Origin of the sequence: Mycobacterium sp. 1164966.3 (genome assembly GCF_001665395.1) — a bacterium.
Lineage (GTDB): Bacteria > Actinomycetota > Actinomycetes > Mycobacteriales > Mycobacteriaceae > Mycobacterium.
The window spans coordinates 1-24,524 of sequence record NZ_LZSG01000024.1 but is presented as its reverse complement, the minus strand read 5'-3'; the positions used below and the strand labels follow the sequence as shown (position 1 = coordinate 24,524).

Annotated in this window: 19 protein-coding genes and 1 pseudogene; 16 read left to right on the top strand and 4 right to left on the bottom strand. The window is 68.2% G+C overall.

What is annotated here, in order from left to right:
• The first annotated feature begins 235 nt into the window (after positions 1-235).
• The 4 genes from sepIVA to mutM all read left to right on the top strand — a co-directional run bounded on the left by sepIVA (position 236) and on the right by mutM (position 3,270).
• On the top strand, positions 236-973 hold the full coding sequence (gene sepIVA / locus A9W99_RS08580; protein WP_067375889.1) for a cell division protein SepIVA: 738 nt from the start codon (positions 236-238) through the stop codon (positions 971-973).
• A gap of 62 nt (positions 974-1,035) precedes the next feature.
• A complete protein-coding gene (locus A9W99_RS08575) occupies positions 1,036-1,626 on the top strand; it encodes a DUF177 domain-containing protein (RefSeq protein ID WP_216639719.1) in 591 nt (196 codons plus the stop codon).
• Positions 1,623-2,348: a ribonuclease III gene (gene rnc, locus A9W99_RS08570; protein ID WP_067375778.1), complete on the top strand. Its 726-nt coding sequence runs from the start codon at positions 1,623-1,625 to the stop codon at positions 2,346-2,348. Before A9W99_RS08575 ends, rnc begins: the two co-directional genes overlap by 4 nt.
• Positions 2,349-2,403: 55 nt before the next feature.
• Positions 2,404-3,270, top strand: a complete 867-nt coding sequence (gene mutM, locus A9W99_RS08565) for a DNA-formamidopyrimidine glycosylase (protein WP_067375776.1) — start codon at positions 2,404-2,406, stop codon at positions 3,268-3,270.
• A gap of 8 nt (positions 3,271-3,278) precedes the next feature.
• On the opposite strand, the gene A9W99_RS08560 is transcribed toward mutM, so the two are convergent.
• Positions 3,279-4,061 (bottom strand): PIG-L deacetylase family protein, encoded by a 783-nt coding sequence (locus A9W99_RS08560; protein WP_067375774.1) that lies wholly within the window; start codon positions 4,059-4,061, stop codon positions 3,279-3,281.
• A gap of 117 nt (positions 4,062-4,178) precedes the next feature.
• Here A9W99_RS08560 and A9W99_RS08555 point away from each other — a divergent pair, with 117 nt between their 5' ends.
• From A9W99_RS08555 to A9W99_RS08525, 7 genes are all read left to right on the top strand, one after another.
• Entirely contained in the window at positions 4,179-4,592 is a 414-nt protein-coding gene (locus A9W99_RS08555; RefSeq protein WP_067375772.1) for an OsmC family protein, read from the top strand.
• On the top strand, positions 4,579-4,860 hold the full coding sequence (locus tag A9W99_RS08550; RefSeq protein ID WP_067375770.1) for an acylphosphatase: 282 nt from the start codon (positions 4,579-4,581) through the stop codon (positions 4,858-4,860). Before A9W99_RS08555 ends, A9W99_RS08550 begins: the two co-directional genes overlap by 14 nt.
• A 67-nt stretch (positions 4,861-4,927) precedes the next feature.
• On the top strand, positions 4,928-8,536 hold the full coding sequence (gene smc, locus A9W99_RS08545; protein WP_067375768.1) for a chromosome segregation protein SMC: 3,609 nt from the start codon (positions 4,928-4,930) through the stop codon (positions 8,534-8,536).
• Between the two features lie 154 nt (positions 8,537-8,690).
• The gene (gene ftsY, locus A9W99_RS08540) at positions 8,691-9,980 is read left to right on the top strand and encodes a signal recognition particle-docking protein FtsY (protein WP_067375766.1); all 1,290 of its coding nucleotides are present in this window, start codon (positions 8,691-8,693) and stop codon (positions 9,978-9,980) included.
• A 156-nt stretch (positions 9,981-10,136) separates the two neighbouring features.
• The gene (locus A9W99_RS08535; RefSeq protein WP_067375764.1) at positions 10,137-11,567 is read left to right on the top strand and encodes an ammonium transporter; all 1,431 of its coding nucleotides are present in this window, start codon (positions 10,137-10,139) and stop codon (positions 11,565-11,567) included.
• Positions 11,567-11,905, top strand: a complete 339-nt coding sequence (gene glnB / locus A9W99_RS08530; protein ID WP_003878721.1) for a nitrogen regulatory protein P-II — start codon at positions 11,567-11,569, stop codon at positions 11,903-11,905. Before A9W99_RS08535 ends, glnB begins: the two co-directional genes overlap by 1 nt.
• Before the next feature lie 30 nt (positions 11,906-11,935).
• On the top strand, positions 11,936-14,353 hold the full coding sequence (locus tag A9W99_RS08525) for a [protein-PII] uridylyltransferase (protein ID WP_082929912.1): 2,418 nt from the start codon (positions 11,936-11,938) through the stop codon (positions 14,351-14,353).
• Positions 14,354-14,356: 3 nt separating this feature from the next.
• Here A9W99_RS08525 and A9W99_RS08520 read toward each other — a convergent pair whose 3' ends face one another.
• On the bottom strand, positions 14,357-16,060 hold the full coding sequence (locus tag A9W99_RS08520) for a DEAD/DEAH box helicase (protein ID WP_371514937.1): 1,704 nt from the start codon (positions 16,058-16,060) through the stop codon (positions 14,357-14,359).
• A 98-nt stretch (positions 16,061-16,158) separates the two neighbouring features.
• Positions 16,159-16,941, bottom strand: coding sequence for an alpha/beta hydrolase (locus A9W99_RS08515; protein ID WP_067375760.1), 783 nt, complete (start codon positions 16,939-16,941; stop codon positions 16,159-16,161).
• Between the two features lie 303 nt (positions 16,942-17,244).
• On the opposite strand from A9W99_RS08515, the gene ffh reads away from it, so the two are divergent.
• The 5 genes from ffh to A9W99_RS08490 all read left to right on the top strand — a co-directional run bounded on the left by ffh (position 17,245) and on the right by A9W99_RS08490 (position 24,209).
• Entirely contained in the window at positions 17,245-18,825 is a 1,581-nt protein-coding gene (gene ffh / locus A9W99_RS08510) for a signal recognition particle protein (protein ID WP_067375758.1), read from the top strand.
• A gap of 7 nt (positions 18,826-18,832) precedes the next feature.
• Positions 18,833-19,951 carry an amidohydrolase family protein gene (locus tag A9W99_RS08505; RefSeq protein ID WP_067375756.1) on the top strand — a complete coding sequence of 373 codons (1,119 nt, stop codon included), beginning with the start codon at positions 18,833-18,835 and terminating at the stop codon, positions 19,949-19,951.
• Between the two features lie 9 nt (positions 19,952-19,960).
• On the top strand, positions 19,961-21,709 hold the full coding sequence (locus tag A9W99_RS08500) for a serine/threonine-protein kinase (protein ID WP_067375754.1): 1,749 nt from the start codon (positions 19,961-19,963) through the stop codon (positions 21,707-21,709).
• Positions 21,710-21,796: 87 nt separating this feature from the next.
• On the top strand, positions 21,797-23,605 hold the full coding sequence (locus tag A9W99_RS08495; protein ID WP_067375752.1) for an amidohydrolase family protein: 1,809 nt from the start codon (positions 21,797-21,799) through the stop codon (positions 23,603-23,605).
• Position 23,606: 1 nt separating this feature from the next.
• The gene (locus A9W99_RS08490) at positions 23,607-24,209 is read left to right on the top strand and encodes a TetR/AcrR family transcriptional regulator (RefSeq protein WP_067375751.1); all 603 of its coding nucleotides are present in this window, start codon (positions 23,607-23,609) and stop codon (positions 24,207-24,209) included.
• 66 nt (positions 24,210-24,275) lie between these two features.
• Here the strand turns inward: A9W99_RS08490 and A9W99_RS08485 are convergent.
• Positions 24,276-24,524, bottom strand: a pseudogene (locus tag A9W99_RS08485) (hypothetical protein); the annotation flags it as partial.

Sequence of the window (24,524 nt, the reverse complement as noted above, 5' to 3'; positions counted from 1 at the left end):
CTGCGCTCCGCGCTGGACTCACGAGTCGGACGCTATACCCCTGGCCGCCGCGCCTCGATGCCTGCGACGGCACTGCTGCAATAGCCGGGGCTACCCTGTAGCAAAGCCGCTTGGGCGACAGTCCTGCAGAAATACGAAAAGGCCGACACACCGGCCTCGCCACCACAGTCACAAAGGTAACACCAGGCACACTGGTAACAACCGGGATTTTGCAAGATGCCAGGAGGGTATGGCCGTGTACCGAGTCTTTGAAGCGCTTGACGAATTGGGCGCCATCGTGGAAGAAGCGCGTGGCGTGCCGATGACGGCAGGCTGCGTGGTCCCTCGCGGCGATGTCCTCGAACTGATTGATGACATCAAGGACGCGATTCCCGCAGAGCTCGACGACGCTCAGGACGTGCTCGACGCCCGCGATTCGATGCTGCACGACGCCAAGACGCACGCCGACTCCATGGTGGCCACGGCGACCACCGAGTCGGAGTCGATGGTCAACCATGCGCGCGCGGAGGCCGACCGCATCCTCGCCGACGCGAAATCGCAGGCAGACCGGATGGTCGCGGAGGCACGTCAGCACAGCGAGCGGATGGTCGGCGAGGCCCGTGAAGAGGCGGTTCGCCTGGCGGCTGCCGCCAAACGCGACTACGAAGCCAGCGTCAGCCGCGCCAAAGCCGAGGCCGACCGGCTGATCGAGAACGGCAACATCTCCTACGAGAAGGCTGTGCAGGAGGGCATCAAGGAGCAGCAGCGCCTGGTGTCGCAGAACAGCGTGGTGGAGGCGGCCAACGCCGAGGCCACCCGCCTCATCGACACGGCGCACGCCGAAGCCGACAGGCTGCGTGGCGAGTGCGACATCTACGTCGACAACAAGCTGGCCGAGTTCGAGGAATTCCTCAACGGCACCATCCGTTCAGTTAGCCGCGGCCGTCACCAGCTCCGCACCGCAGCCGGTACCCACGACTACGCGACCCGGTAACCGGCTTATAAGGCTCCAACAAGGCTCTGGCGCTGCAGGGTGCGCGCCGTAGGATTTCTGCTATGGCGCGCCAGCACAGCACCGCAGCTCACAGGCACCCGACGTCGCCGATGGTGGTCGACATCGCGCGCCTGGGTCGTCGCCCGGGAGCGATGTTCGCCGTACGCGACACGTGGCCCAGCCCCGCTCGTATCGGGCTGGAGCTGATAGCGATCGAGCGAGGCGCCCCGCTGGATCTGGACCTGCGAGTCGAGTCGGTGTCGGAGGGCGTGCTGGTGACCGGGACGGTGACCGCACCGACAGCCGGTGAATGCGCCCGTTGCCTGACCGCGGTCGAAGGCCGAGTGCAGGTCAGCCTGACGGAACTTTTCGCGTACCCGGCCAGTGCGACCGAGGCGACCACCGAGGAAGACGAGGTCGGCCGCGTCGTCGACGACACCGTGAACCTCGAGCAGCCCATCATCGACGCCGTGGGGCTGGAGCTTCCGTTCTCGCCGGTCTGCCGGGCGGACTGCCCCGGATTGTGTCCGGAATGCGGGGTTGCGCTTGCCGACGAGCTTGGTCACCGCCACGACCGCATCGACCCGCGGTGGGCCAAGTTGGCCGGAATGCGTGGCTCGGACAGGCCGGAGACCGGGCAGGATGAGCGGTGACGCCGTCGCGGCAAGTCCTGCTCGACGCCCTCGGAGTCGAACTGCCTGACGAGCTGATCTCGCTGGCTCTGACCCACCGAAGCTACGCCTACGAACACGGCGGACTGCCGACCAACGAGCGCCTGGAGTTCCTCGGTGACGCCGTCCTGGGCCTGACCATTACCGACGAGCTGTTCCACCGCCATCCCGACCGTTCCGAGGGGGACCTGGCCAAACTGCGCGCGAGCGTGGTCAACACTCAGGCGCTGGCCGACGTCGCACGCCGCCTTACCGACGGCGGGCTGGGTGTCCACATGTTGTTGGGACGCGGCGAGGCGAACACCGGCGGGGCCGACAAGTCCAGCATCCTGGCCGACGGGATGGAGTCGCTGCTGGGCGCGATCTACCTGCAGCACGGCATCGAGGTGGCTCGCGAGGTGATCTTGCGGCTGTTCGGATCGCTGCTGGACGCGGCACCCACGCTCGGCGCCGGCCTGGACTGGAAGACCAGCTTGCAGGAGCTGACTGCGGCCCGCGGCCTGGGTGCGCCGTCCTACGTGGTGACCTCCACCGGCCCCGACCACGATAAGGAATTCACCGCGGTGGTCGTCGTGATGGATACCGAATACGGCTCGGGCGTGGGTCGCTCCAAGAAGGAAGCGGAGCAAAAAGCGGCATCGGCAGCCTGGAATGCGCTGGACGCGCTGGATGTGCGCGACCCCGCCGGAAAATCTTCTGTCTGAGCCCATGGTAATGACCCGCTGCGCCCGGCTTCGCCGCGCTTGCGATCATCACTAGATGCCTGAGCTGCCTGAAGTCGAGGTGGTGCGGCGCGGACTGCAAACCCATGTGGTGGGCAAGACGATCACGGCTGTTCGGGTGCACCACCCCCGGGCGGTACGCCGCCACGAAGCCGGTCCCGCCGACCTGACGGCCCGGTTGCTCGGGGCGCGGATCGAGGGCAGCGATCGGCGCGGCAAGTACCTGTGGCTACTACTGGACGCCGCAGACGGCGCCGAGCCTGATGCCGCTTTGGTGGTTCATCTCGGCATGAGCGGGCAGATGCTGCTGGGGACCGTGCCGCGCGCCGATCACGTCCGGATCTCGGCTTTGCTCGACGACGGGACGGTGCTGAGCTTCGCCGACCAGCGCACGTTCGGCGGCTGGATGCTCGCCGACCTGGTGACCGTGGACGGCAGCGTGGTGCCGGCACCCGTCGCCCACCTCGCGCGCGATCCGCTGGACCCGCGGTTCGATACCGACGCCGTAGTAAAGGTGTTGCGCCGCAAGCACTCCGAGATCAAGCGGCAGCTTCTCGACCAGACCGTAGTCTCCGGCATCGGCAATATCTACGCCGACGAGGCGCTGTGGCGGGCCAAGGTGCACGGAGCCCGGTTGGCCGCCAAGCTGACCCGCCGGCAGTTGTCCATGGTCCTCGATGCGGCCGCCGACGTGATGCGCGAGGCGCTGGCGAAGGGCGGGACGTCGTTCGATTCGCTGTATGTCAACGTCAACGGCGAGTCGGGCTACTTCGACCGATCGCTGGATGCCTATGGCCGCGAAGGAAAAAGCTGTCGCCGATGCGGCGCGGTAATGCGCCGGGAGAAGTTCATGAACCGGTCGTCGTTCTACTGCCCGAAATGCCAGCCGCGGCCCCGCATCTAGGCCTCAAATCAATCGAAGATGTTGCGGCGCACGGTAACCGGTGACCTGTGGGCAAAGGCCGGATCGACGAACCACTCGTGGGCGAACAGCAGACCGAACACTTGTGGTGGCAGGCGAAGCAGGAGGCCGAACATGCGCACCGCCGGTCCCGTGCTGCCGATCTGAGAGCGGTGGGCCGCCAACGCATCCCGCTTCTGCCGAGCAAAGCGGAAGATGTTGATCCGATGCGTGATGGTCCCTCGCGGAGCGTATGCGGTACGAGCGATGTCCTCATCGTAGGGTGCCGGCAGCCGCAACAGGCGAGCCAGATACGCCGTCCACAAGAGTAATTCGCGCGGCATGGTCACCTCCAGCACTCGCGGGGTGCCAGCGAGTTCGGCGGCGCGCTTGCCGACATGGTGCACCTGCACATGGTCGCGGTGGCCGTAGCCGCCGTTGGGCTGGTAGCTGAGCAGGAGGTCTGCGTCCTCGTCGCGAAGTATGGCCGCGAGCCGTTGGGCCGCCTCGTCGACATCCGCTCTACCGAATCTGACCCGCCCGGGCGGATCCGGATAGAATTCCGGACCGTATCCACTGTCGGCGTAGCCGAGACATTCAACTCGATGGGCTCCCAGGATGCTTGCGCTCGAACGCAATTCGCCCAGGCGGTCAGCCTCCTCGTTGTGCACGCATCCGTCGGTCGCCGTGACGATCACCACGCGATGCCCGGCCGCCGCCGCCTGCGCCAGCGTGCCGCCGGTGAGGACGACCTCGTCGTCCGGGTGGGCGTGGAATGCGACGACCGTGGGCATGCAACGCAGTATGCCTGCCGGCCGTCGGCGTCGAAATTGACGCTGGCGCGGTGCTCTCTCGCGGTTTTGCGCGCTGCCGTCGATCTCGGCGGGACCACCACCCGGTAGAAAAGACCCATGACGCAACTGTGGGTCGAGCGCACCGGAACGCGCCGGTATACCGGGCACAGCTCGCGGGGCGGGCAGGTTCTCGTCGGCTCGGAGGATGTCGACGGCGTCTTCACCCCGGGTGAGCTGCTGAAGATCGCGCTCGCCGCATGCAGTGGCATGGCCAGCGACCAGCCGCTGGCCCACCGCCTCGGCGAGGATTACCGAGCGGTGGTGCGCGTCTCCGGTGCGGCCGACCGTGACCAGGAACGTTATCCGCTGCTGCAGGAGACCCTGGAAGTAGACCTGTCGGGACTGTCCCCCGACGACAAGCAGCGGCTGTTGGTGGTCGTGAATCGCGCGGTCAACGCGGTCTGCACGGTGGGGCGCACGCTCAAATCCGGTACCACCGTCACCTTCGAGGTCGCTGATGCCGGAAGGTGACGTCCGGCTCACCGCCTGGGTGCACGGCTGGGTTCAGGGAGTGGGCTTCCGCTGGTGGACCCGGTGCCGTGCGTTGGCGCTGGGTCTTACCGGGTATGCCGCGAACCAGGATGACGGCCGGGTGCTGGTGATCGCCCAGGGGCCGCGCGAGGCCTGCGAGAAATTGCTGCAACTGCTGCAGGGCGGCAGCACACCCGGCAAAGTCGACAAGGTCGTCGCCGACTGGTCGCAGGCGCGGGAGCGGTTCACCGGCTTCGTGGAGCGGTGATCGGAAGCGCGGCGAAGCCGGGCGCGCCGGGTCACCGCCATCTGGTCCAGCGGTAATCTGGCCCCTCGTGTACCTCAAGAGTCTGACGCTGAAGGGCTTCAAGTCCTTCGCCTCGCCGACGACTCTGCGTTTCGAGCCCGGCATCACCGCCGTCGTCGGGCCTAACGGCTCCGGCAAATCCAATGTCGTCGACGCCCTGGCCTGGGTGATGGGGGAGCAGGGAGCAAAGACGCTGCGCGGCGGGAAGATGGAGGACGTCATCTTCGCCGGCACCTCGTCGCGTGCCCCGCTGGGCCGCGCCGAGGTCACCGTCACCATCGACAACTCCGACAACGCGCTGCCGATCGACTACTCCGAGGTGTCGATCACCCGCAGGATGTTCCGCGACGGCGCCAGCGAATACGAAATCAACGGCAGCAGTTGCCGTTTGATGGATGTCCAGGAATTGCTCAGCGACTCCGGGATCGGGCGCGAGATGCATGTCATCGTCGGGCAGGGCAAGCTCGACGAAATCCTGCAGTCGCGGCCCGAGGATCGCCGGGCGTTCATCGAAGAAGCCGCCGGGGTGCTCAAGCATCGCAAGCGCAAGGAAAAGGCGCTGCGCAAACTCGACGCGATGTCGGCCAATCTCGCCCGGCTCACCGATCTGACCACCGAGCTGCGGCGCCAGCTCAAACCGCTCGGGCGTCAAGCCGAAATGGCACAGCGGGCCGCAAGAATCCAGGCCGACTTGCGGGACGCCCGGCTGCGGCTGGCCGCCGATGACATGGTCAGCCGGCAGGCAGAGCGGAACGCGATCTTCGAGGCCGAGGAAGCGATGCGGCGCGAGCACGACGAGGTGGCGGCCCGGCTGACGTTGGCCTCCGAGGAGCTGGCCGCCCACGAAGAAGCGGCGGTGTCGCTGTCGCAGCGGGCCGACTCGGTGCAACACACCTGGTTCGGGCTGTCGGCCCTGGCCGAACGGGTGGGCGCCACGGTGCGCATCGCGACCGAACGGGCCCAGCACCTGGACGTCGAGCCGGTGACCAGCAGCGACACCAATCCCCGAAAACCTGAAGAATTGGAAGCCGAGGCGCAGCAGGTGGAGATTGCCGAGCGGCAACTGCTGGCTGAGCTGGCCGCGGCGCGCAACCGGCTGGAGGCCGCCCGGACGGAATTGGCCGACCGGGAGGCCCGCGCCGCCGAGGCGGACCGGGCGCATCTGGCGGCGGTCCGGGCCGAGGCGGACCGGCGGGAGGGGCTGGCGCGGCTTGCCGGCCAGGCCGAGACGATGCGCGCGCGCGTCGAATCGATCGACGACAGCGTCGGGCAATTGTCCGAGCGCATCGAGGAGGCCGCCGCCCGGGCCCAGCAGACCCGAGCGGAGTTCGAGACCGTGCAGGGCAAGGTCGGTGAACTCGACCAGGGCGAGGCCGGCCTCGACGAGCACCACGAGCGGACGGTAGCCGCACTGCGGCTGGCCGACGAACGCGTCGTCGAACTACAGGCCGCCGAGCGGACGGCCGAACGCGAGGTGGCGTCGCTGCGGGCCCGCATCGATGCGCTGTCGGTTGGGCTCGAACGCAAGGACGGCGCGGCGTGGCTCACCGAGAACCACAGCGGCGCAGGGCTTCTCGGGCCAATCGCCAAGCTGGTGAAAGTGCGCGCAGGCTATGAAGCGGCATTGGCCGCCGTGCTCGGATCGGCGGCCGACGCGCTGGCCGCGGCCAGCCTCGGCGCCGCCCGCGGAGCGGTTGCCGCGCTCAAGCAAGCCGACGCGGGCCGTGCGGCGCTGGTGCTGGGCGACTGGCCGGCCCCCGAGCAGCGACCGGTCGCCGAACTACCCGGCGGGGCACTGTGGGCGCTGGACCTGATCGAGGCACCCCCGCGGCTGCGCGGCGCGATGGTCGCCATGCTGTCCGGAGTGGCGGTGGTCGCCGACTTGGGCGCGGCCCTGGATCTGGTGGCAATCCAGCCGCAACTGCGTGCCGTGACCGTCGACGGCGACCTGGTGGGGGCCGGCTGGGTGAGCGGTGGTTCGGACCGCAAGCTTTCCACGCTGGAGGTCACGTCGGAGATCGACAAGGCCGGTGGCGAGCTCGCCGCTGCTGAGGCCCAGGTGGCGCAACTGAGCGCGGCGTTGTCCGGCGCGCTGGCCGAGCAGACGGCCCGGCAGAACTCGGCTGAGCAGGCGTTGGCCGCGCTCAACGAATCCGACACCGCCATCTCGGCGATGTACGAGCAGCTCGGCCGGCTCGGCCAGGACGCGCGCGCGGCCGACGAGGAGTGCAGCCGGTTGTTGCGGCAGCGGGAGGAATTGGAAGCCGCCCGCGCCGCGACCCTGCAGGAAGTCGTCGAACTCGAGACCCGGCTGCGCAACGCCGAAGCGACCCAACAGGTGCATGACGTCGAGCCGGTCGACCGGCAAGAGATCGCTGCTGCCGCCGAAGCCGCCCGCGGCGCCGAAGTCGAAGCCCGGCTGGCAGTGCGGACGGCAGAAGAAAGAGCCAATGCCGTACGCGGACGCGCGGATTCGCTGCGCCGGACGGCCGCCGCCGAACGCGAGGCGCGGGTGCGGGCCCAACAGGCCCACGCCGCACGGCTACACGCGGCCGCCGTGGCCGCGGCGGTTGCCGATGCCGGACGGCTGCTGGCTGCGCGGCTGGACCAGGTGGTCGAGGCGGCGTCGGGGATGCGCGACGCACTGGCTGCCGAACGCCGGCAGCGGTCCGAGGCGCTGGTGGCGGTCCGCGGCGAGGTGAACGCTCTGACCGCGCGGGTGGCCACGCTGACCGATTCGCTGCATCGCGACGAGGTGGCCAACGCGCAGGCGGCCCTGCGAATCGAGCAGCTGGAGCAAATGGTTCTCGAGCAGTTCGGCATGGCGCCCGACGACCTGGTCGCCGAGTACGGCCCCCACGTCGCACTGCCACCGACCGAACTCGAGATGGCCGAATTCGAGCAGGCCCGCGAGCGCGGCGAACAGGTGGTCGCACCGGCTCCGATGCCATTCGACCGGCCGAGCCAGGAGCGGCGGGCCAAACGCGCCGAGCGTGAACTGGCGGAGCTGGGCAGGGTGAATCCGCTGGCGCTGGAGGAGTTTGCTGCGCTGGAGGAGCGCTACAACTTCCTGTCCACCCAGCTCGAGGACGTCAAGGCCGCCCGCAAAGACCTGCTCGACGTGGTCGCCGACGTCGACGCGCGCATCCTGCAGGTATTCAGCGACGCGTTCACCGACGTGGAGCGCGAATTCCGGGGCGTGTTCGCCTCGCTGTTCCCCGGCGGCGAAGGCCGGCTGCGGCTGACCGACCCGGACGACATGCTCGCCACCGGTATTGAGGTGGAGGCGCGTCCGCCCGGCAAGAAGATCACCCGCCTGTCTTTGCTGTCCGGCGGCGAGAAGGCGCTGACGGCGGTGGCGATGCTAGTGGCCATCTTCCGGGCCCGGCCGTCGCCGTTCTACATCATGGACGAGGTGGAGGCCGCGCTGGACGACATGAACCTGCGCCGCCTGCTGGGCCTGTTCGAACAGCTGCGGGCCCATTCGCAGCTGATCATCATCACGCACCAGAAGCCCACGATGGAGGTCGCTGACGCGCTGTATGGCGTGACCATGCAGGGCGACGGCATCACCGCGGTGATCTCGCAGCGGATGCGTGGCCAAGAGGTTGACCAGTTGGCCTCTACTTCCTCGTAAGTCTCGTGTGAACGTGATGGCTATTAGTGTGAACGCACGGCTTTGCGGGTGACGGCAGGGCGGGGTTCCGGCCGATTCCTCCGCCGACGATTCAGACTGAACGCCGGCAACCCCACGAGCGCCGGAGTCACCCACGGCTGAAAGGATTGTCAGCGTGTCGGAAGGTCTGTGGATCGCCATCGCGGTCATCGCCGCCCTGGTAATCGTCGCCGCGCTGGTCGTGGGACTGGTGCTCTACCGACGGCGGCGGATCAGCCTCTCGGCGCGGCCGCAGACCGAGGCTATCGACCGTTCGGGCGGCTATCAGGCGTCGTCGGGCATCACCTTCAGCCAGACGGCCACCCCTGTCGAGGACCGCATCGACACCAGCGGCCTGCCCGCGGTCGGCGACGACGCGACCATTCCCCGCGACGCGCCCAAACGCACGATCTCCGATGTTCTGCTTCCCGAGTTCGAGCCGGAGGCCGAGACGCTGGCCCCACCGGAAGCCGAGGCCCCCGAGCAGCTCGAAATCGAGGCGATCGCGCCGCCCGAAGGCCGATTGGAACGCCTGCGCGGGCGCCTGGCCAAATCACAGAACGCACTCGGCCGCAGCGTGCTGGGCCTGATCGGCGGCGGGGATCTCGACGAGGAATCGTGGCAGGACGTCGAGGACACCCTGCTGGTCGCCGATCTGGGCCCGGTGGTCACCGAATCGGTGGTGTCGGCACTGCGCAGCCGGTTGGCCAGCAGCAGCGTGCGTACCGAAGCCGACGCCCGCGCAGTGCTGCGCGACGTGCTGATCGACGAGCTGCAGCCCGGTATGGACCGCTCGATCCGGGCGCTGCCACACGCCGACCATCCGTCGGTGCTGCTCGTGGTCGGGGTGAACGGCACCGGCAAGACGACGACCGTCGGCAAGCTGGCGCGGGTGCTGGTGGCCGACGGCCGCCGCGTCGTGCTGGGCGCCGCCGACACCTTCCGGGCCGCCGCGGCCGATCAGCTGCAGACCTGGGCTGTCCGGGTGGGCGCCGAGGTGGTGCGCGGAGCCGAAGGCGCCGACCCGGCGTCGGTGGCGTTCGACGCCGTCGACAAGGGCATCGCGGCCGGCGCCGACGTTGTGGTCATCGACACCGCCGGGCGATTGCACACCAAGGTGGGGCTGATGGACGAACTCGGGAAGGTCAAGCGTGTCGTTACCCGCCGCGCGGCAGTCGACGAGGTGCTGTTGGTGCTCGACGCCACCATCGGCCAGAACGGGCTGGCGCAGGCGCGGGTGTTCGCCGAGGTCGTTGACATCACCGGCGCCGTACTGACCAAGCTCGATGGAACGGCCAAGGGCGGCATCGTTTTCCGCGTGCAGCAAGAGCTGGGGGTGCCGGTGAAGCTGGTCGGACTCGGCGAAGGGCCGGACGATCTGGCGCCGTTCGAGCCCGCCGCCTTCGTAGACGCGCTGCTGGGCTGAATCAGGGCGCCCGAGAGCGACGTTAATACCGCCGAAACATGGTGGCTGTATTGCCGAAACAACCATTGCGCAAGGTTCTGGATCAGGTCGTCAGGCACGTGTCTGACGCCTGTTTTCGGGGCCGACCGGAGGTGATTGCGAGTGACATACCCGTTAATGGGCCAGCCCAACGCAGGCGATACCGCCTGGATGTTGGCGAGTTCCGCGCTGGTGCTGTTGATGACGCCGGGTCTGGCGTTCTTCTACGGCGGCATGGTGCGCGCCAGAAGCGTGCTCAACATGATCATGATGAGCATCAGCTCGATGGGCGTGGTGACCATCCTGTGGGTGCTCTACGGCTACTCCATGGCATTCGGCAACGATAAGGCCAACTTCGCGGGCGACCCACTGCAATTCTTCGGCCTCAAGCACCTCATCGGCGGCAATGCCGTCCCCGCGGATCCGACCGCGTCGCCGCCCACCTCCGCCACGGACATCGCGCTGGTAGGCACCCCGCCGGACGCGCTGCCCGCCACCGTGTTCGTGGCCTTCCAGCTGATGTTCGCGATCATCACCGTCGCGCTGATCTCCGGCGCGGTGGCCGACCGGCTGAAGTTCAGCGCCTGGCTGGTGTTCTCCGGGCTGTGGGCGACGCTGGTCTACTTCCCGATTGCGCACTGGGTCTTCGCGGCCGACAAGTATTCGGCCGAGCACGGTGGCTGGATCAACAACAAGCTGCACGCCATCGACTTCGCCGGTGGAACGGCGGTGCATATCAACGCCGGTGTGGCCGGGCTGATGCTTGCGCTCGTGCTGGGCAAGCGCAAAGGCTGGCCCACGACGCTGTTCCGCCCGCACAACCTGCCCTTCGTGATGTTGGGTGCCGGATTGCTGTGGTTCGGCTGGTACGGCTTCAACGCCGGGTCGGCACTGACCTCCAACGGCGCCGCCGGCTCGACGTTCATGGCCACCACCATCGCGACGGCCACGGCCATGCTGGGCTGGCTGCTCACCGAGCGCATCCGCGACGGCAAGGCCACGACCCTGGGCGCGGCGTCGGGCATCGTCGCCGGGCTGGTGGCCATCACGCCGTCGTGTTCGTCGGTCAACGTGCTGGGCGCCCTGGCGATCGGCCTGGTGGCCGGGGTGCTGTGCGCGCTGGCGGTGGGGCTGAAGTTCCGCTTCGGGTTCGACGACTCGCTCGACGTGGTCGGTGTGCACCTGGTCGGCGGATTGGCGGGCACCCTGATGGTGGGCCTGGTCGCGGCCCCGGAGAGCACGGCCATCAACGGCATAGCCGGGGTCTCCAAGGGCTTGTTCTACGGCGGCGGCTGGGCCCAGCTCGAACGACAGGCCATCGGCGCATTCAGCGTTCTGATTTACTCTGGCGTGGTAACACTTATCCTGGCGTTGATCCTCAAATACACCATGGGATTGCGTCTGGGTGCCGAACAGGAGGCCACTGGCATCGACGAGTCGGAGCACGCTGAGTCGGCCTACGACTTCGCCGTCACCAGTGGTTCGGTTCTTCCTCCACGGACCAGCGTGCTGGACACCCGTAACGGCCTGCAGGAGCGAGTGGACGACAGAGTGGAGGCAGAGCGCTAATGAAGCTGATCACCGCGATCGTGAAGCCGTTCACGCTCGATGACGTCAAGACCAGCCTCGAAGACGCCGGTGTCTTGGGAATGACGGTCAGCGAAATCCAGGGCTACGGTCGGCAGAAGGGCCACACGGAGGTCTACCGGGGCGCGGAGTACTCGGTGGATTTCGTCCCGAAGGTTCGCATCGAGGTCGTCGTCGACGACTCGATCGTCGACAAGGTCGTGGACAGCATTGTCCGGGCGGCGCGAACCGGCAAGATCGGCGACGGCAAAGTGTGGGTCAGCCCGGTCGAGACGATTGTGCGGGTACGCACCGGCGAACGCGGAACCGACGCCCTCTGACGGTGGACCGCGCCGGGCGGCGCATCTCGATTGGAGGGTCCGGAAATAGGAAGTGCTTGCGCAGCAACTGATTTGGCTGCCGCGCGACGCAAGCTGCTGGCACCTGAGCACCGCGAACTTGATTCGGCCGAGTTGCGGCAAGCACTGCTGGATCTGCACGAGTCCTGGCTGAGGGCCAAGGCGGCCGAGATCGGGATCACCGACACCAGTGGCTTCGCGATCGTCGGGATCGGTGGGCTGGGCCGCCGGGAGCTGCTGCCGTACTCGGATCTGGACCTGATGCTGGTGCACGACGGCAAGCCCGCCGACGTGCTGGGCGACGTCGCCGACAAGCTGTGGTATCCGCTGTGGGACGCCAACATTCGGCTCGACCACAGTGTGCGGACCGTCAGTGAGGCCCTGAGTACCGCCAATTCCGACATGACCGCCGCCCTGGGCATGCTGGATGCGCGCCACATTGCCGGCGACGAGCAGTTGTCGACCGAGGTGATCGCCGGGGTGCGGCGGCAGTGGCGCAGCGGAATCCGCACCCGGATGGACGAACTCATCGAAATGACGCAGGCTCGCTGGCGTCGCTGTTTCCGGATCGCACACCGCGCCGAGCCGGACCTGAAGTTGGGGCGCGGCGGCCTGCGCGACGCCCAGTTGCTCGACGCGCTGGCGGTGGCCCAGCTGGTCGACCGCCATCGCGCGCACAACGCCGACGCGGCGGCCGGCTCGCTGGACGATGCATACCGGACGCTGCTCGACGTGCGCACCGAGCTGCACCGCGTTTCCGGCCGCGGGGGCGACATCCTGCTGGCCCAATTCGGCGACGAGATCAGCGCGGCGCTGCATATCGGTGACAGGTTCGACCTTTCCCGCATGCTGTCCCACGCCGCCCGCACCATCAGCTACGAGGCTGAAACCGGGCTGCGGACCGCCGCCAACGCGTTGCCGCGGCGCGGCGTGTCGGCCCTGATGCGGCGCCCGAAACGCCGACCGCTGGCCGAAGGCGTTGTCGAGTACGCCGGGGAAGTCGTGCTGGCCCGCGACGCCAAACCGGAAAGCGATCCCGGTCTGGTGCTGCGGGTGGCCGCGGCGTCGGCGTCGACCGGATTGCCCATTGCCGCAGCCACCCTCACGCATCTTGCCAACAGCGCGGCCCGGTTAAAGTCACCCTGGCCGCGCCAGGCACTGGACGACTTTCTCGTCGTGCTCGGTGCCGGGCCGGCCGTCGTCGGGACGATCGAAGCGCTGGACCGCACCGGACTCTGGAGCCAGCTGCTGCCGGAATGGGACGCGATCCGCGACCTTCCGCCGCGGGATATCGCCCATAAGTGGACGGTGGACCGTCATCTGGTCGAGACCGCCGTGCAGGCGGCGCCGCTGGCCACCCGGGTGGGGCGACCCGATCTGCTGGCGCTGGGCGCGCTGCTGCACGATATCGGCAAGGGCCGCAGCGACGATCACAGTGTGCTGGGGTCGGAGCTGGCCGTCCAGATCGGTCAGCGGCTGGGCATGTCGCCCCCGGACATCGAGATGCTTTCGAAGCTGGTCCGCTATCACCTGCTGCTGCCGGTGGTGGCCACCCGAAGCGACCTGAACGATCCCCAAACCATCGAGTACGTATCGCAGGCCATCGGCGGGGACCCGCTGTTACTCGAGGTGTTGCACGCGATGACCGAGGCGGACTCGAAGGCCACCGGCCCCGGAGTGTGGAGCGACTGGAAGGCATCGTTGGTCGAGAACTTGGTCCGCCGTTGCCAGCTGGTGATGGCGGGCGAGGCCTTGCCGCAGGCCGAACCGACTGCGCCGCACTATCTTTCACTTGCGGTCAACAATGGCGTGCACGTGGAGATCAAGCCGGGCGACGGCGAGCGGATGTACCACGCCGTGATGGTCGCCCCGGACCAACGGGGGTTGGTGTCCAAAGCCGCCGCGGTACTGGCGCTGAATTCCCTGGGCGTGCATTCGGCCTTGGTGAACGTCTCCGAAGGGGTCGCGATCACCGAGTTCGTGGTGTCGCCGCATTTCGGTGCACCGGCCGCGGCCGACCTGCTGCGTCAGCAGTTCGTCGGTGCCCTTGCCGGCGACATCGACGTCTTGGGCACTTTGGAGGAGCGCGACGTTGAGGCGGCCGCCGCCGCGTCCGGCCGGGCTGGGGAAGTGCAGGCGGGGGTGCCTGTGACACGGCCGACGGCCCCGCCGCGCATCCTCTGGTTCGACACCGCGACGCCCGGCCAGCCGATCGTCGAAGTCCGCGCGACGGACCGGCCGGGTCTGCTCGCGCTGCTCACCCGGGCACTGGAGCGTGCCGGAGCCGACATCGTCTGGGCGAAGGTCAACACCTTCGGCTCGACGGCGGCCGACGTGTTCTGCGTGGTGCTGCCCGAGGAACCCGGCGCCGACGTGCAAACCATGGTCAACGAGCACCTGCTCGCCGCGCTGGGCGCGGTAGCGAGCTGACCGTCACCGCCGCTCCGAATTGAGTTGCCGCACAGCGTCGATACGGGCTTTGAGCTGTTCGCTGCTCGCTGCCGCGATCGGCGGCCCGCCGCAGCGGCGGCGCAGTTCGCTGTGGATCCAGCCGTGTGGTTTGCCGGTGCGGTGATGCGCGATCGACACCAGCGCATTGAGTTCGCGGCGCAGCTCACGCAGCTGGCCGTGCGTCGTCAGCGCCGCCGGTGAGCCTGACTGGCGCTCGAGCCGGGCCCGCTTTTGCAGCTGCTCGTCCTGGCGGCGGTGCAGTAGGGCGCGCATCTGCTCGGCGTCGAGCAGTCCCGGGATGCCGAGGTAGTCTGCCTCCTCGTCGCTTCCGGCCGGGGTGGCGGTGCCGAACGAGGATCCGTCGAAGATGACCTGGTCCAGTTCGGCGTCGGCTCCCAACGCGGTGAAGCTCTGCTGAGTGTCGTCCATCTCGGTTTGAGTGCGCCGATCATCGACAGCGGCATCGCCGGCATCGCGATGCGGTTCGCCGAGCACGTGGTCGCGTTGGGCCTCCAGCTCGCTCGCCAGCTGCAGCAGGTTGGGCACCGACGGCACGAAGATGCTCGCGGTTTCCCCCGGGCGGCGCGACCGCACGAACCGCCCGATGGCCTGCGCGAAGAATAGCGGCGTCGACGCGCTGGTGGCATAGATGCCGACCGATAGCCGCGGCACGTCGACGCCTTCGGAGACCATCCGCACCGCGACCAGCCAACGACTCGTGCTGTCCGCGAATTGGCTGATGCGCGAGGACGATCCGGGGTCGTCGGACAGCACCACCGTCGGCTCTTCTGCGGTGAGCGTCGCCAGCAGACGAGCATAGGCGCGGGCGGCGGTCCGGTCGGAGGCGATGATCATGGCACCGGCGTCGGGAACATGCGCGCGCAGCTGGCTCAGTCGTTGATCGGCCGCTGCGATCACCGCCGGCATCCATTCGCCGGCCGGGTCCAGTGCTGTGCGCCACGCTCGTGCGGTCTGCTCGGCGGACAGGGGCTCACCCAGCCGGGCCGTGTGCTCTTCGCCCGCGCTGTCTCGCCAGCGTGCCTGGCCGGAGTAGGCGAGGAACACCACGGGCCGGACCACGCCGTCGGCCAGCGCTTCAGCGTAGCCATAACTGTGGTCGGCCTGCGACCGCAGCACCCCGTCGGGCCCCGGCTCGTAGCGCACGAACGGGATGGGGCTGTCGTCGCTGCGAAAGGGCGTGCCCGTCAAGGCAAGTCGGCGGGCGGCGTCGCTGAAGGCTTCGCGGATGGCATCGCCCCAGGTCTTGGCGTCGCCGCCGTGGTGGATCTCGTCGAAGACGACCAGGGTCCTGCGCTGCTCGGTTCGCACCCGGTGCAGCGTCGGATGCGACGCGACCTGGGCGTAGGTGACCAGCACGCCGTGATACTCCGGCGAGTGCCGGGCGTTGGAGTTGGAGAATCTGGGGTCCAGCGCCAGGCCGTGCCGCCAAGCGGCTTGTGCCCATTGAACTTTGAGGTGCTCGGTGGGCACGACGACGGTGATCTGTTCGACCGCGCGATGGCCGAGCAGTTCGCCGGCCACCCGCAGCGCGAACGTCGTCTTGCCGGAGCCCGGCGTGGCCACGGCCAGGAAATCGCGCGGCTGGGCCGCCAGGTACTTGACCAGGGCGCGACGCTGCCAACCGCGCAACGTCTCTTCGGGATCCGTGCGGCTGACAGCCTGCAGCGACAACGAATCCCCCCAATTCTCGGAGCGGCCACCCGGTGAGGCCGCGGCTGTGAAATGTAGCACGGCAACGCTTTTCGCTGCGGCAGCGAGGTGAGTCAGCTCGTCAGGCCGCGTGTCTGTAACCAGCTGTGGATGTGTCCGGCCACGTCGGCCCAGCCGGGTTCGAGCATCATGTTGTGTCCCATAAAGAAGAACTCCGGTTCGGTCCGGTAGGCGCGTGCGGTGGCACGCACGGCGCCGACGCTGACGAAGCCGTCGTGCACGGCGCCCAGGACCAGAATCGGAGTCGTCACCCGCTCGGTCTTGACGCGGCGAAACATCGGATCCCTCATCGCGGCGCGGATGCTTTCGCCGCCGGTGCGGTTCCAGCAGGATTCGACGATGGTTTCGGGCGTGTCCGCGCAGAAGAGGTATTCGCGAGCACGGGCCGGGCTGCTGAGGAACTTGACCAACGTGGGGTCGCCGAACGACTGCACGGAAAGCCACGGGCGACGGCGCCAGACCCGCAGTGCCGCGCCGAGCACGCCTCGCGGCGGCAGGGAACCCACCAACACCGCAGCCGGGGCATCGCGGTCTTCCAGGTAGCGCTGGATCACGTAGCCGCCCAGGGAATGACCGATCAGCACCGGCCCGCCCAGCTCGCCGGCCGTGGCGCGTACGTCGTCGACGTAGTCGGCGATGGAAACCGCGTGCAGTGGCTTGTCGGTGGGGCTCGCCCCGTGTCCCCGCAGGCTCAGCGCAACGGCGCGGTAGCCCTCGGCTGCGAAGTAGTCCAGAAAATGCTCCCAACACCATGCGCCGTGCCAACCGCCGTGTACGAACAGCAGCGGCACCGGATGCGCGTCGGTGCAGGCCCCTTTGTCGATCACCTCGAGCACGTGGTTGCTCCCTTGGCTTGCCGCCATCGCTTCGCCGAAGAATGGGCCACTGGGACGTCGTCGCCCGCTGCGGCCGCCCGCGTTCTCAGCTGCCACGATGTTGAGTGTGAACCCACGGCGTTAAGTGTGAATTGTGGGCTTTCGGAGTGCGTGTGGGGCGGGAATCGGCGCATATCTCCGCCCAGGATTCACTCGCGAAGCCCTGGATTCACTCGCGAAGCCCAGGATTCACGCCGAACGCCCCGCTTCGCCCGGCTGGGACTTCTCTGCCGCGTCCGCGGCAGCACCATTAGGCTGGCGGGCGTGTTTGAATCGCTGTCCGACCGGTTGACCGCTGCCCTACAAGGGCTGCGTGGCAAGGGTCGTCTCACCGACGCCGATATCGATGCCACCACCCGCGAAATCCGGCTCGCGCTGCTGGAAGCCGACGTTTCGCTGCCGGTGGTCCGAGCGTTCGTCCACCGGATCAAGGAACGCGCCCGCGGAGCCGAGGTGTCCGGCGCCCTCAACCCGGCGCAGCAGGTCGTCAAGATCGTCAACGAAGAGCTGATCGGCATCCTCGGTGGCCCCACCCGCCAGCTGGCGTTCGCGAAGACGCCGCCGACCGTGGTGATGCTCGCCGGCCTGCAGGGCTCCGGTAAGACGACGCTGGCCGGCAAGTTGGCCGCATGGCTGCGCGGCCAAGGACACACACCGCTGCTGGTGGCCTGCGACCTGCAGCGGCCGGCGGCCGTCAACCAGCTGCAAGTCGTCGGGGAACGGGCCGGGGTACCGGTGTTCGCGCCGCACCCGGGCGCCTCGCCTGAGTCAGGTCCCGGTGACCCGGTGGCCGTCGCGGCGGCCGGGCTCGCCGAAGCCAGGGCCAAGCACTTCGACGTCGTCATCGTCGACACCGCCGGACGCCTGGGCATCGACGAGGAGCTAATGGCCCAGGCCGCCGACATTCGCGCGGCCATCGATCCCGACGAAGTGCTGTTCGTCCTGGACGCGATGATCGGCCAGGACGCCGTCGCCACCGCGCGGGCATTCGGCGAGGGCGTCGGCTTCACCGGCGTGGTGCTGACCAAGCTCGACGGCGACGCGCGCGGTGGCGCCGCCCTGTCGGTCCGCGAAGTGACCGGCGTCCCGATTCTTTTCGCCTCCACCGGCGAGAAGCTGGAGGACTTCGACGTCTTCCACCCGGACCGGATGGCCAGCCGCATCCTGGGCATGGGCGACGTGCTCAGCCTCATCGAGCAGGCCGAGCAGGTCTTCGACGCCAAGAAGGCCGAGGAGGCCGCCGTCAAGATCGGCGCCGGCGAGCTGACCCTGGAGGACTTCCTGGAGCAGATGCTCGCCGTCCGAAAGATGGGCCCGATCGGCAACCTGCTAGGCATGCTGCCCGGCGCGGGCCAGATGAAGGATGCCCTGGCCGAGGTCGACGACAAGCAACTCGACCGGATCCAGGCCATCATTCGCGGCATGACGCCGGAAGAACGGGCCGATCCCAAGATCATTAACGCGTCGCGGCGGTTGCGCATCGCCAACGGCTCCGGGGTGGCAGTGTCCGAGGTCAACCAGTTGGTGGACCGGTTCTTCGAAGCCCGCAAGATGATGTCGTCGATGCTCGGCGGCATGGGCATCCCCGGTCTGGGTCGCAAGTCGGCGACGCGAAAGGCCAAGGGCGGCGCCAAGAACAAGGGTGGCAAGAAGGGCAAGAAGCGCGGCCCCACGCCGCCGAAGGTGCGCAGTCCGTTCGGGCCCGGGGTGCCGGGTGCGCCGAACATCCCCGCGGGGTTCCCCGACCTGTCGCAAATGCCCGAAGGTCTCAACGAGCTGCCGCCCGGACTGGCCGACTTCGACCTGTCCAAGCTCAAGTTCCCGGGCAACCCAGGCAGGAAGTAGCCTCGCCTTGCGCCTGCACGTGCGAGGTCTGTCACTGCCCGACGAGACCGGAATCGAACTGTGGGTCGTCGACGGGCGCATCAGCACCGAGCCCGGCGCCGACGCCGACACCGTCTTCGACGGCGGCTGGATCCTGCCCGGTCTGGTCGATGCGCACTGCCACGTGGGGCTCGGTAAGCACGGCGGCGTCGAGATCGACGAGGCGATCGCCCAGGCCGAGACCGAACGCGACGTCGGCGCGCTGTTACTGCGCGACTGCGGCGTCCCGACCGACACGCGCGCCCTCGACGACCACGACGACCTGCCGCGCATCATCCGGGCCGGCAAACATCTGGCCAGGCCGAAGCGCTACATCGCCGGCTACGCGGTCGAGCTGGAAGACGAATCGCAGCTGCCCGCGGCGGTCGCCGTCGAGGCGCGACGCGGCGACGGCTGGGTCAAGCTGGTCGGCGACTGGATCGACCGCAAGATCGGCGACCTCGCCCCGCTGTGGTCCGACGACGTGCTTCGGGCCGCGATCGACGCCGCACACGCCCAGGGCGCCCGGGTCACCGCGCACGTCTTCAGCGAGGACGCGCTGCCGGGGCTGATCAAGGCCGGGATCGACTGCATCGAGCACGGCACGGGGCTCACCGACGACACCATCGCACTGATGCTCGAGCACCGCACCGCGCTGGTCCCCACGCTGATCAACCTGGAAAACTTCCCGGGCATAGCCGAGTCTGCGTCGCGCTATCCCACCTACGCCGCCCACATGCGTGACCTGTATGCCCGCGGCTACGACCGGATCGCCGCGGCGCGGGATGCGGGTGTGCCGATATACGCCGGCACCGACGCCGGAAGCATGATCGAGCACGGCCGGATCGCCGACGAGATCGAAGCCCTCAAGCGCATCGGGATGAGCCCGGGCGAGGCGTTGGGCGCCGCCTGCTGGGATGCGCGTCGCTGGTTGGGCCGCCCAGCCATCGAAGACGCGGCGCCGGCTGATCTGGTGTGCTACTCGGACGATCCGCGCAATGGCACCGGCGTGCTCAACCATCCGGAGCTGGTGATCTTGCGCGGCAAGGTGTTTCGGTTGGCGGGGCCTGGACGCGCTGAACGCGCGCGGTTTCCCGAACGCGGATAGGATCTCGAAATGGCGTTGGCCAGCGGCGCAACCTTTGCCGGTTACACGATCGCCCGCAGGCTGGGTTCGGGTGTGACGGGTGAGGTCTACCTGGCCCAGGACCCGCGATCGGCGCGCTGGGTGGCGCTGAAAGTGCTTTCGCTCGCGATGTCGTCGGACAGCGAATTCCGGCGCCGCTTTCATGCTGAGACCCCGGTCGTCTCGAGTCTCTATCACCGGCACATCGTGGAGGTGCACGACCGCGGCGAGTCCGACGGGCAACTCTGGGTTGCGACGGACTACATCGAGGGCGGCAGCGCCGCGCAGCTGATCACCGAGCGTTTCCCGGCGGTGTCACCGGCGGGTGAAGTGCTTGCGCTGGTCACCGCCATGGCCGAAGCCCTCGATTACGCCCATCACCGTGGATTGCTGCATCGCGACGTCAAACCCGCCAACATCCTGCTGACCAGCCGGGGTGAGGGTGAACAGCGGATGCTGTTGTCGGATCTCGGGATAGCCCCGCCGGCCGGCACCGTGGGCTACGCCGCGCCCGAACAGTTGATGGGCCGCGATTTCGACGGGAGCGCCGACCAGTACGCACTGGCGGCCACCGCATTTCACCTGCTGGCCGGTGCGCCGCCGGTCCAGCCCGGTGACCCCGCTACCGCGGTCGACCAGCTGATGAACGGCGCACCCCCCAGGCTCAGCGATCAGCGTCCCGAGCTGGCCCACCTCGACGGTGTGTTCTCCAGAGCCCTGGCCAGGAATCCCGCGGACCGATTCGCCAGCTGCGCGGAGTTTGCCGGCGCCGCGAACGAACAGGCCGGTGTCTCGGTCGGCCAGCACAGTCCCGAGGCCGCGTTCACCGTCGAGGTCGTCGACTATCCCGCGTATGCATGGCCCGATACGGCGCACACCGTGGCCGCGAACGCGGCCGAAGCGCCCGACTCCGTTCCCGGTATGCCCAAACAGCGTGGCACGGTACTGCAATCGGCCGCCGGGTTGCTGGCGCGGCGACTGGACGACTACTCGACCGGCAGCAACGCCGCACCGCGCCGGCGCCGCCGGGTTTTGCTGGCCGGTGCGGCGGCACTCCTGGTCGTCGGGGTGCTTGCCGCGGGCATCGCGATCGGCCGCAACGCCGAAAAGAAGTCCAGTCAGGCCGCCGGCACGTCGCGGAGCACGCCGGCCGCCGTCGTTCCGCCGACGACCACCGGCCCCCCCGAGCCTTCGGCGCCGGTGCCGCTCGACGGCAGTTATCGCATCGAGGTCCAGCGCGCCAAGCAGACATTCAATTACCTCCCCGACCCGCAACCGCCGAACGTGAACACCTGGTGGGCCTTTCGCTCGTCGTGCACGCCGGCGGCGTGTACCGCCAGCGGAACGCTGCTCGACGACGAGGACCACACGCAGGCCAAGTCGCCGGGCGGCGGTCACATCGTCATGCACTTCGGCGAGGGTCAGTGGCAGTCCGAAGCGGAAACGGTGCAGTTCCCCTGCGTCGGGGGGAATGGTTTGGCGAATACCCAGACCACGACGCAGGTGCTGACGCTGCGACCGCAGCCGCACGGCGATTTCGCCGGCGAAATGACGGTCACCGTGCAAACCAACGAATGTGGCCAGCGGGGGGCGGTGATCCGGATCCCCGCAGTGGCCAGCCCCAGCGGGGTGGTCCCTCCGGGGGTCAACGTGCCCGACCCGCGGGCGCCTGCCAGCACCCCCACCGAAGCCCCGACCACGACGACGCCGACGACGGCCCCGTCGGGCCCCGGCCGCTGATCTACCTGTAGTTATCGCTTTGATCTCGACTCGCCAACGGCCCGGCAAAGAAAGCGAGTGCTTACATTCTAAGCGTAGACTTGGGGCATGACGTACGACGTGATCATCCGCGACGGCTTGTGGTTCGACGGCACAGGCAGCCCTCCGCAACTCCGCACGCTGGGCATTAGCGACGGGGTGGTGGCAACCGTGGCCGGCCCGTCGGATCCGCCGCTGGACGAGACCGGCTGTCCCGAGGTGATCGACGCGGCGGGCAAGTGGATTCTGCCGGGCTTCATCGACGTACACACCCACTACGACGCCGAGATATTGCTCGATCCCGGCCTGCGGGAATCCGTGCGCCACGGCGTCACCACCGTGCTGCTGGGTAACTGCTCACTGTCGACCGTCTACGCCGACTCCCAGGACGCCGCCGATCTGTTCAGCCGGGTGGAAGCGGTGCCGCGCCAGTTTGTGTACAACGCGTTGGACGCCAACAAGACGTGGTCCACGCCGGCCGAGTACATCGACGCCCTCGAGTCACGGCCGCTCGGGCCGAATGTCGGCTCACTGCTTGGTCATTCGGATCTGCGGACCGCTGTGATGGGGCTGGACCGCGCCACCGACCGCAATGTCCGGCCCACCGAGGCCGAGCTGCAGAGGATGACCAAACTGCTCGATGACGCGCTCGATGCCGGTGTGCTGGGCATGTCCGGGATGGACGCGGCGATCGACAAGCTGGACGGCGACCGGTTCCGGTCGCGCGCGCTGCCGTCGACCTTCGCGACCTGGCGGGAACGCCGCAGGCTGATCAACGTGCTGCGCAAGCGGGGCCGGTTGCTGCAGAGCGCCCCGGACGTCGACAACCCGCTGTCTCCGCTGTTGTTCTTCCTGGCCAGCAGCCGATTGCTGAACGGCGGCAAGGGAACCCGGATGAGCATGCTGGTGTCCTCCGACGCCAAGTCGATGCCGCTGATTGTGTACGTCATCGGCGTCGGCACCCGGATTCTCAACAAGCTGCTGGGCTCGAGCGTGCGATTCCAGCACCTGCCGGTCCCGTTCACGTTGTACTCCGACGGAATCGACCTGCCGGTCTTCGAGGAGTTCGGTGCCGGCACGGCCGCCCTGCATCTGCGTGAACAGTTCGAGCGCAACGAGCTACTGGCCGACGAGTCCTACCGCCGGCGGTTCCGGCGTGAGTTCGACCGCATCAAGCTCGGACCGTCGTTGTGGCACCGCGACTTTCACGACGCGGTGATCGTCGAGTGCCCGGACGAGACGTTGATCGGCAAGAGCTTCGGCGCCATCGCCGACGAACGCGGGCTGCACCCGCTTGACGCGTTCCTGGACGTGCTCGTCGAGAACGGCGAACGCAACGTCCGGTGGACAACCACGATCGCCAACCACCGGCCCAAGCAGCTCGACCAGCTCGCCGCGGAGCCCAGCGTCCACATGGGCTTCTCCGATGCCGGCGCGCACCTGCGCAACATGGCGTTCTACAACTATGCGCTGCGGCTGCTACGGCGAACCCTGGACGCCCAGCGGGCCGGAAGGCCGTTTTTGTCCATCGAACGCGCGGTATATCGCCTGACCGGCGAGGTGGCCGAGTGGTTCGGCATCAACGCCGGCACGTTACGTAAGGGCGACCGGGCGGATTTCGTGGTGGTCGACCCGGCCCACCTGGACGAGTCGCTGGACGGATACCACGAGGAAGCGGTGCCCTTCTACGGCGGTCTGCGGCGGATGGTGAACCGCAACGATGCGACCGTGGCAGCAACGGGCGTGGGCGGCGTAGTGGTATTTCGCAACGGGCAATTCCGCGACGGCTATGGTCAGACTATGAAGTCGGGCCGATACCTACGTGCGGGCGAGCGGGATGCAGGTGAGGAACGGCGTGTTTTGAGCGTCAGCGCCTGAGATGGCCCGGACCCAACAGCAACGCCGCGAGGAAACCGTCGCACGGCTACTCGACGCCTGCATCGACACCATCGTCGAGGTCGGATACGCGCGGGCATCCGCCGCCCTGATCACCAAGCGCGCGGGAGTGTCCGTGGGCGCGCTGTTCCGGCATTTCGCAACGATGGGCGATTTCATGGCCGCGACGGCATCCGAGGTGCTGCGCCGCCAGCTGGAGTGGGGCATCCAGCAGGTAGGCGCGCTACCGCCCGACCAGCCGCCCTTGGAGGCGGCCCTGACGATTCTGCGGGACATCACCCGTGGCCCGGGGAATGCGGTGCTCTACGAACTGCTGGTCGCCGCTCGCACCGACGAGAAGCTCAAGGCCACGCTGCAGGACGAGCTCGGGCAGTATGCCGAGAAGATCGTCGACGCTTGCCGGATGCTGCCGGGCGCAGATCAGTTCCCAGACGACAAGTTCCCGGTGATCGTCGGATTAGTGGCGAACGTCTTCGACGGCGCCGCCCTGGTGCAGGGCGTGGTGCCGGTGCCGGAGCTGGACGAACAGCGAATTCCGATGCTGCTGGCCCTGCTGAACGCCGCCTTCCAGAATCCGGGCTTTTAGGCCGAGCAGACGTAAAATCCCCCAATCTCGCGCTGAAACGGGGGATTTTGCGTCTGCTCGCCTGCTCTACAGCGAGCCGATGCTGGCCTGTGGGCTCAGCGCGAAGCCCCAGTCGAGCAGGCTCGCGGCCTGGTCCCAGTATGTCGGTCCGCCCGCTTTGACCAGCCCGTACATCATGGCGATCACCAGCCGGGGGCCGCCGCGGGCGGCCGCGCCGACGAATGTCTTGCGGGCGGCGTTGGTGAATCCCGTCTTGCCGCCGATCGCGCCCGGGGGGGGGGGGCCCCCCGCGGCGGGGGGGGGGGGGGGCGGGGG

Excerpts from the sequence above, each read along its gene's own strand:
- A9W99_RS08575 (WP_216639719.1), top strand. The coding sequence starts at position 1,036 with ATGGCGCGCCAGCACAGCACCGCAGCTCACAGGCACCCGACGTCGCCG.
- mutM (WP_067375776.1), top strand. The coding sequence starts at position 2,404 with ATGCCTGAGCTGCCTGAAGTCGAGGTGGTGCGGCGCGGACTGCAAACC.
- A9W99_RS08560 (WP_067375774.1), bottom strand. The coding sequence starts at position 4,061 with ATGCCCACGGTCGTCGCATTCCACGCCCACCCGGACGACGAGGTCGTC.
- A9W99_RS08555 (WP_067375772.1), top strand. The coding sequence starts at position 4,179 with ATGACGCAACTGTGGGTCGAGCGCACCGGAACGCGCCGGTATACCGGG.
- A9W99_RS08550 (WP_067375770.1), top strand. The coding sequence starts at position 4,579 with ATGCCGGAAGGTGACGTCCGGCTCACCGCCTGGGTGCACGGCTGGGTT.
- A9W99_RS08535 (WP_067375764.1), top strand. The coding sequence starts at position 10,137 with ATGGGCCAGCCCAACGCAGGCGATACCGCCTGGATGTTGGCGAGTTCC.
- glnB (WP_003878721.1), top strand. The coding sequence starts at position 11,567 with ATGAAGCTGATCACCGCGATCGTGAAGCCGTTCACGCTCGATGACGTC.
- A9W99_RS08500 (WP_067375754.1), top strand. The coding sequence starts at position 19,961 with ATGGCGTTGGCCAGCGGCGCAACCTTTGCCGGTTACACGATCGCCCGC.
- A9W99_RS08495 (WP_067375752.1), top strand. The coding sequence starts at position 21,797 with ATGACGTACGACGTGATCATCCGCGACGGCTTGTGGTTCGACGGCACA.
- A9W99_RS08490 (WP_067375751.1), top strand. The coding sequence starts at position 23,607 with ATGGCCCGGACCCAACAGCAACGCCGCGAGGAAACCGTCGCACGGCTA.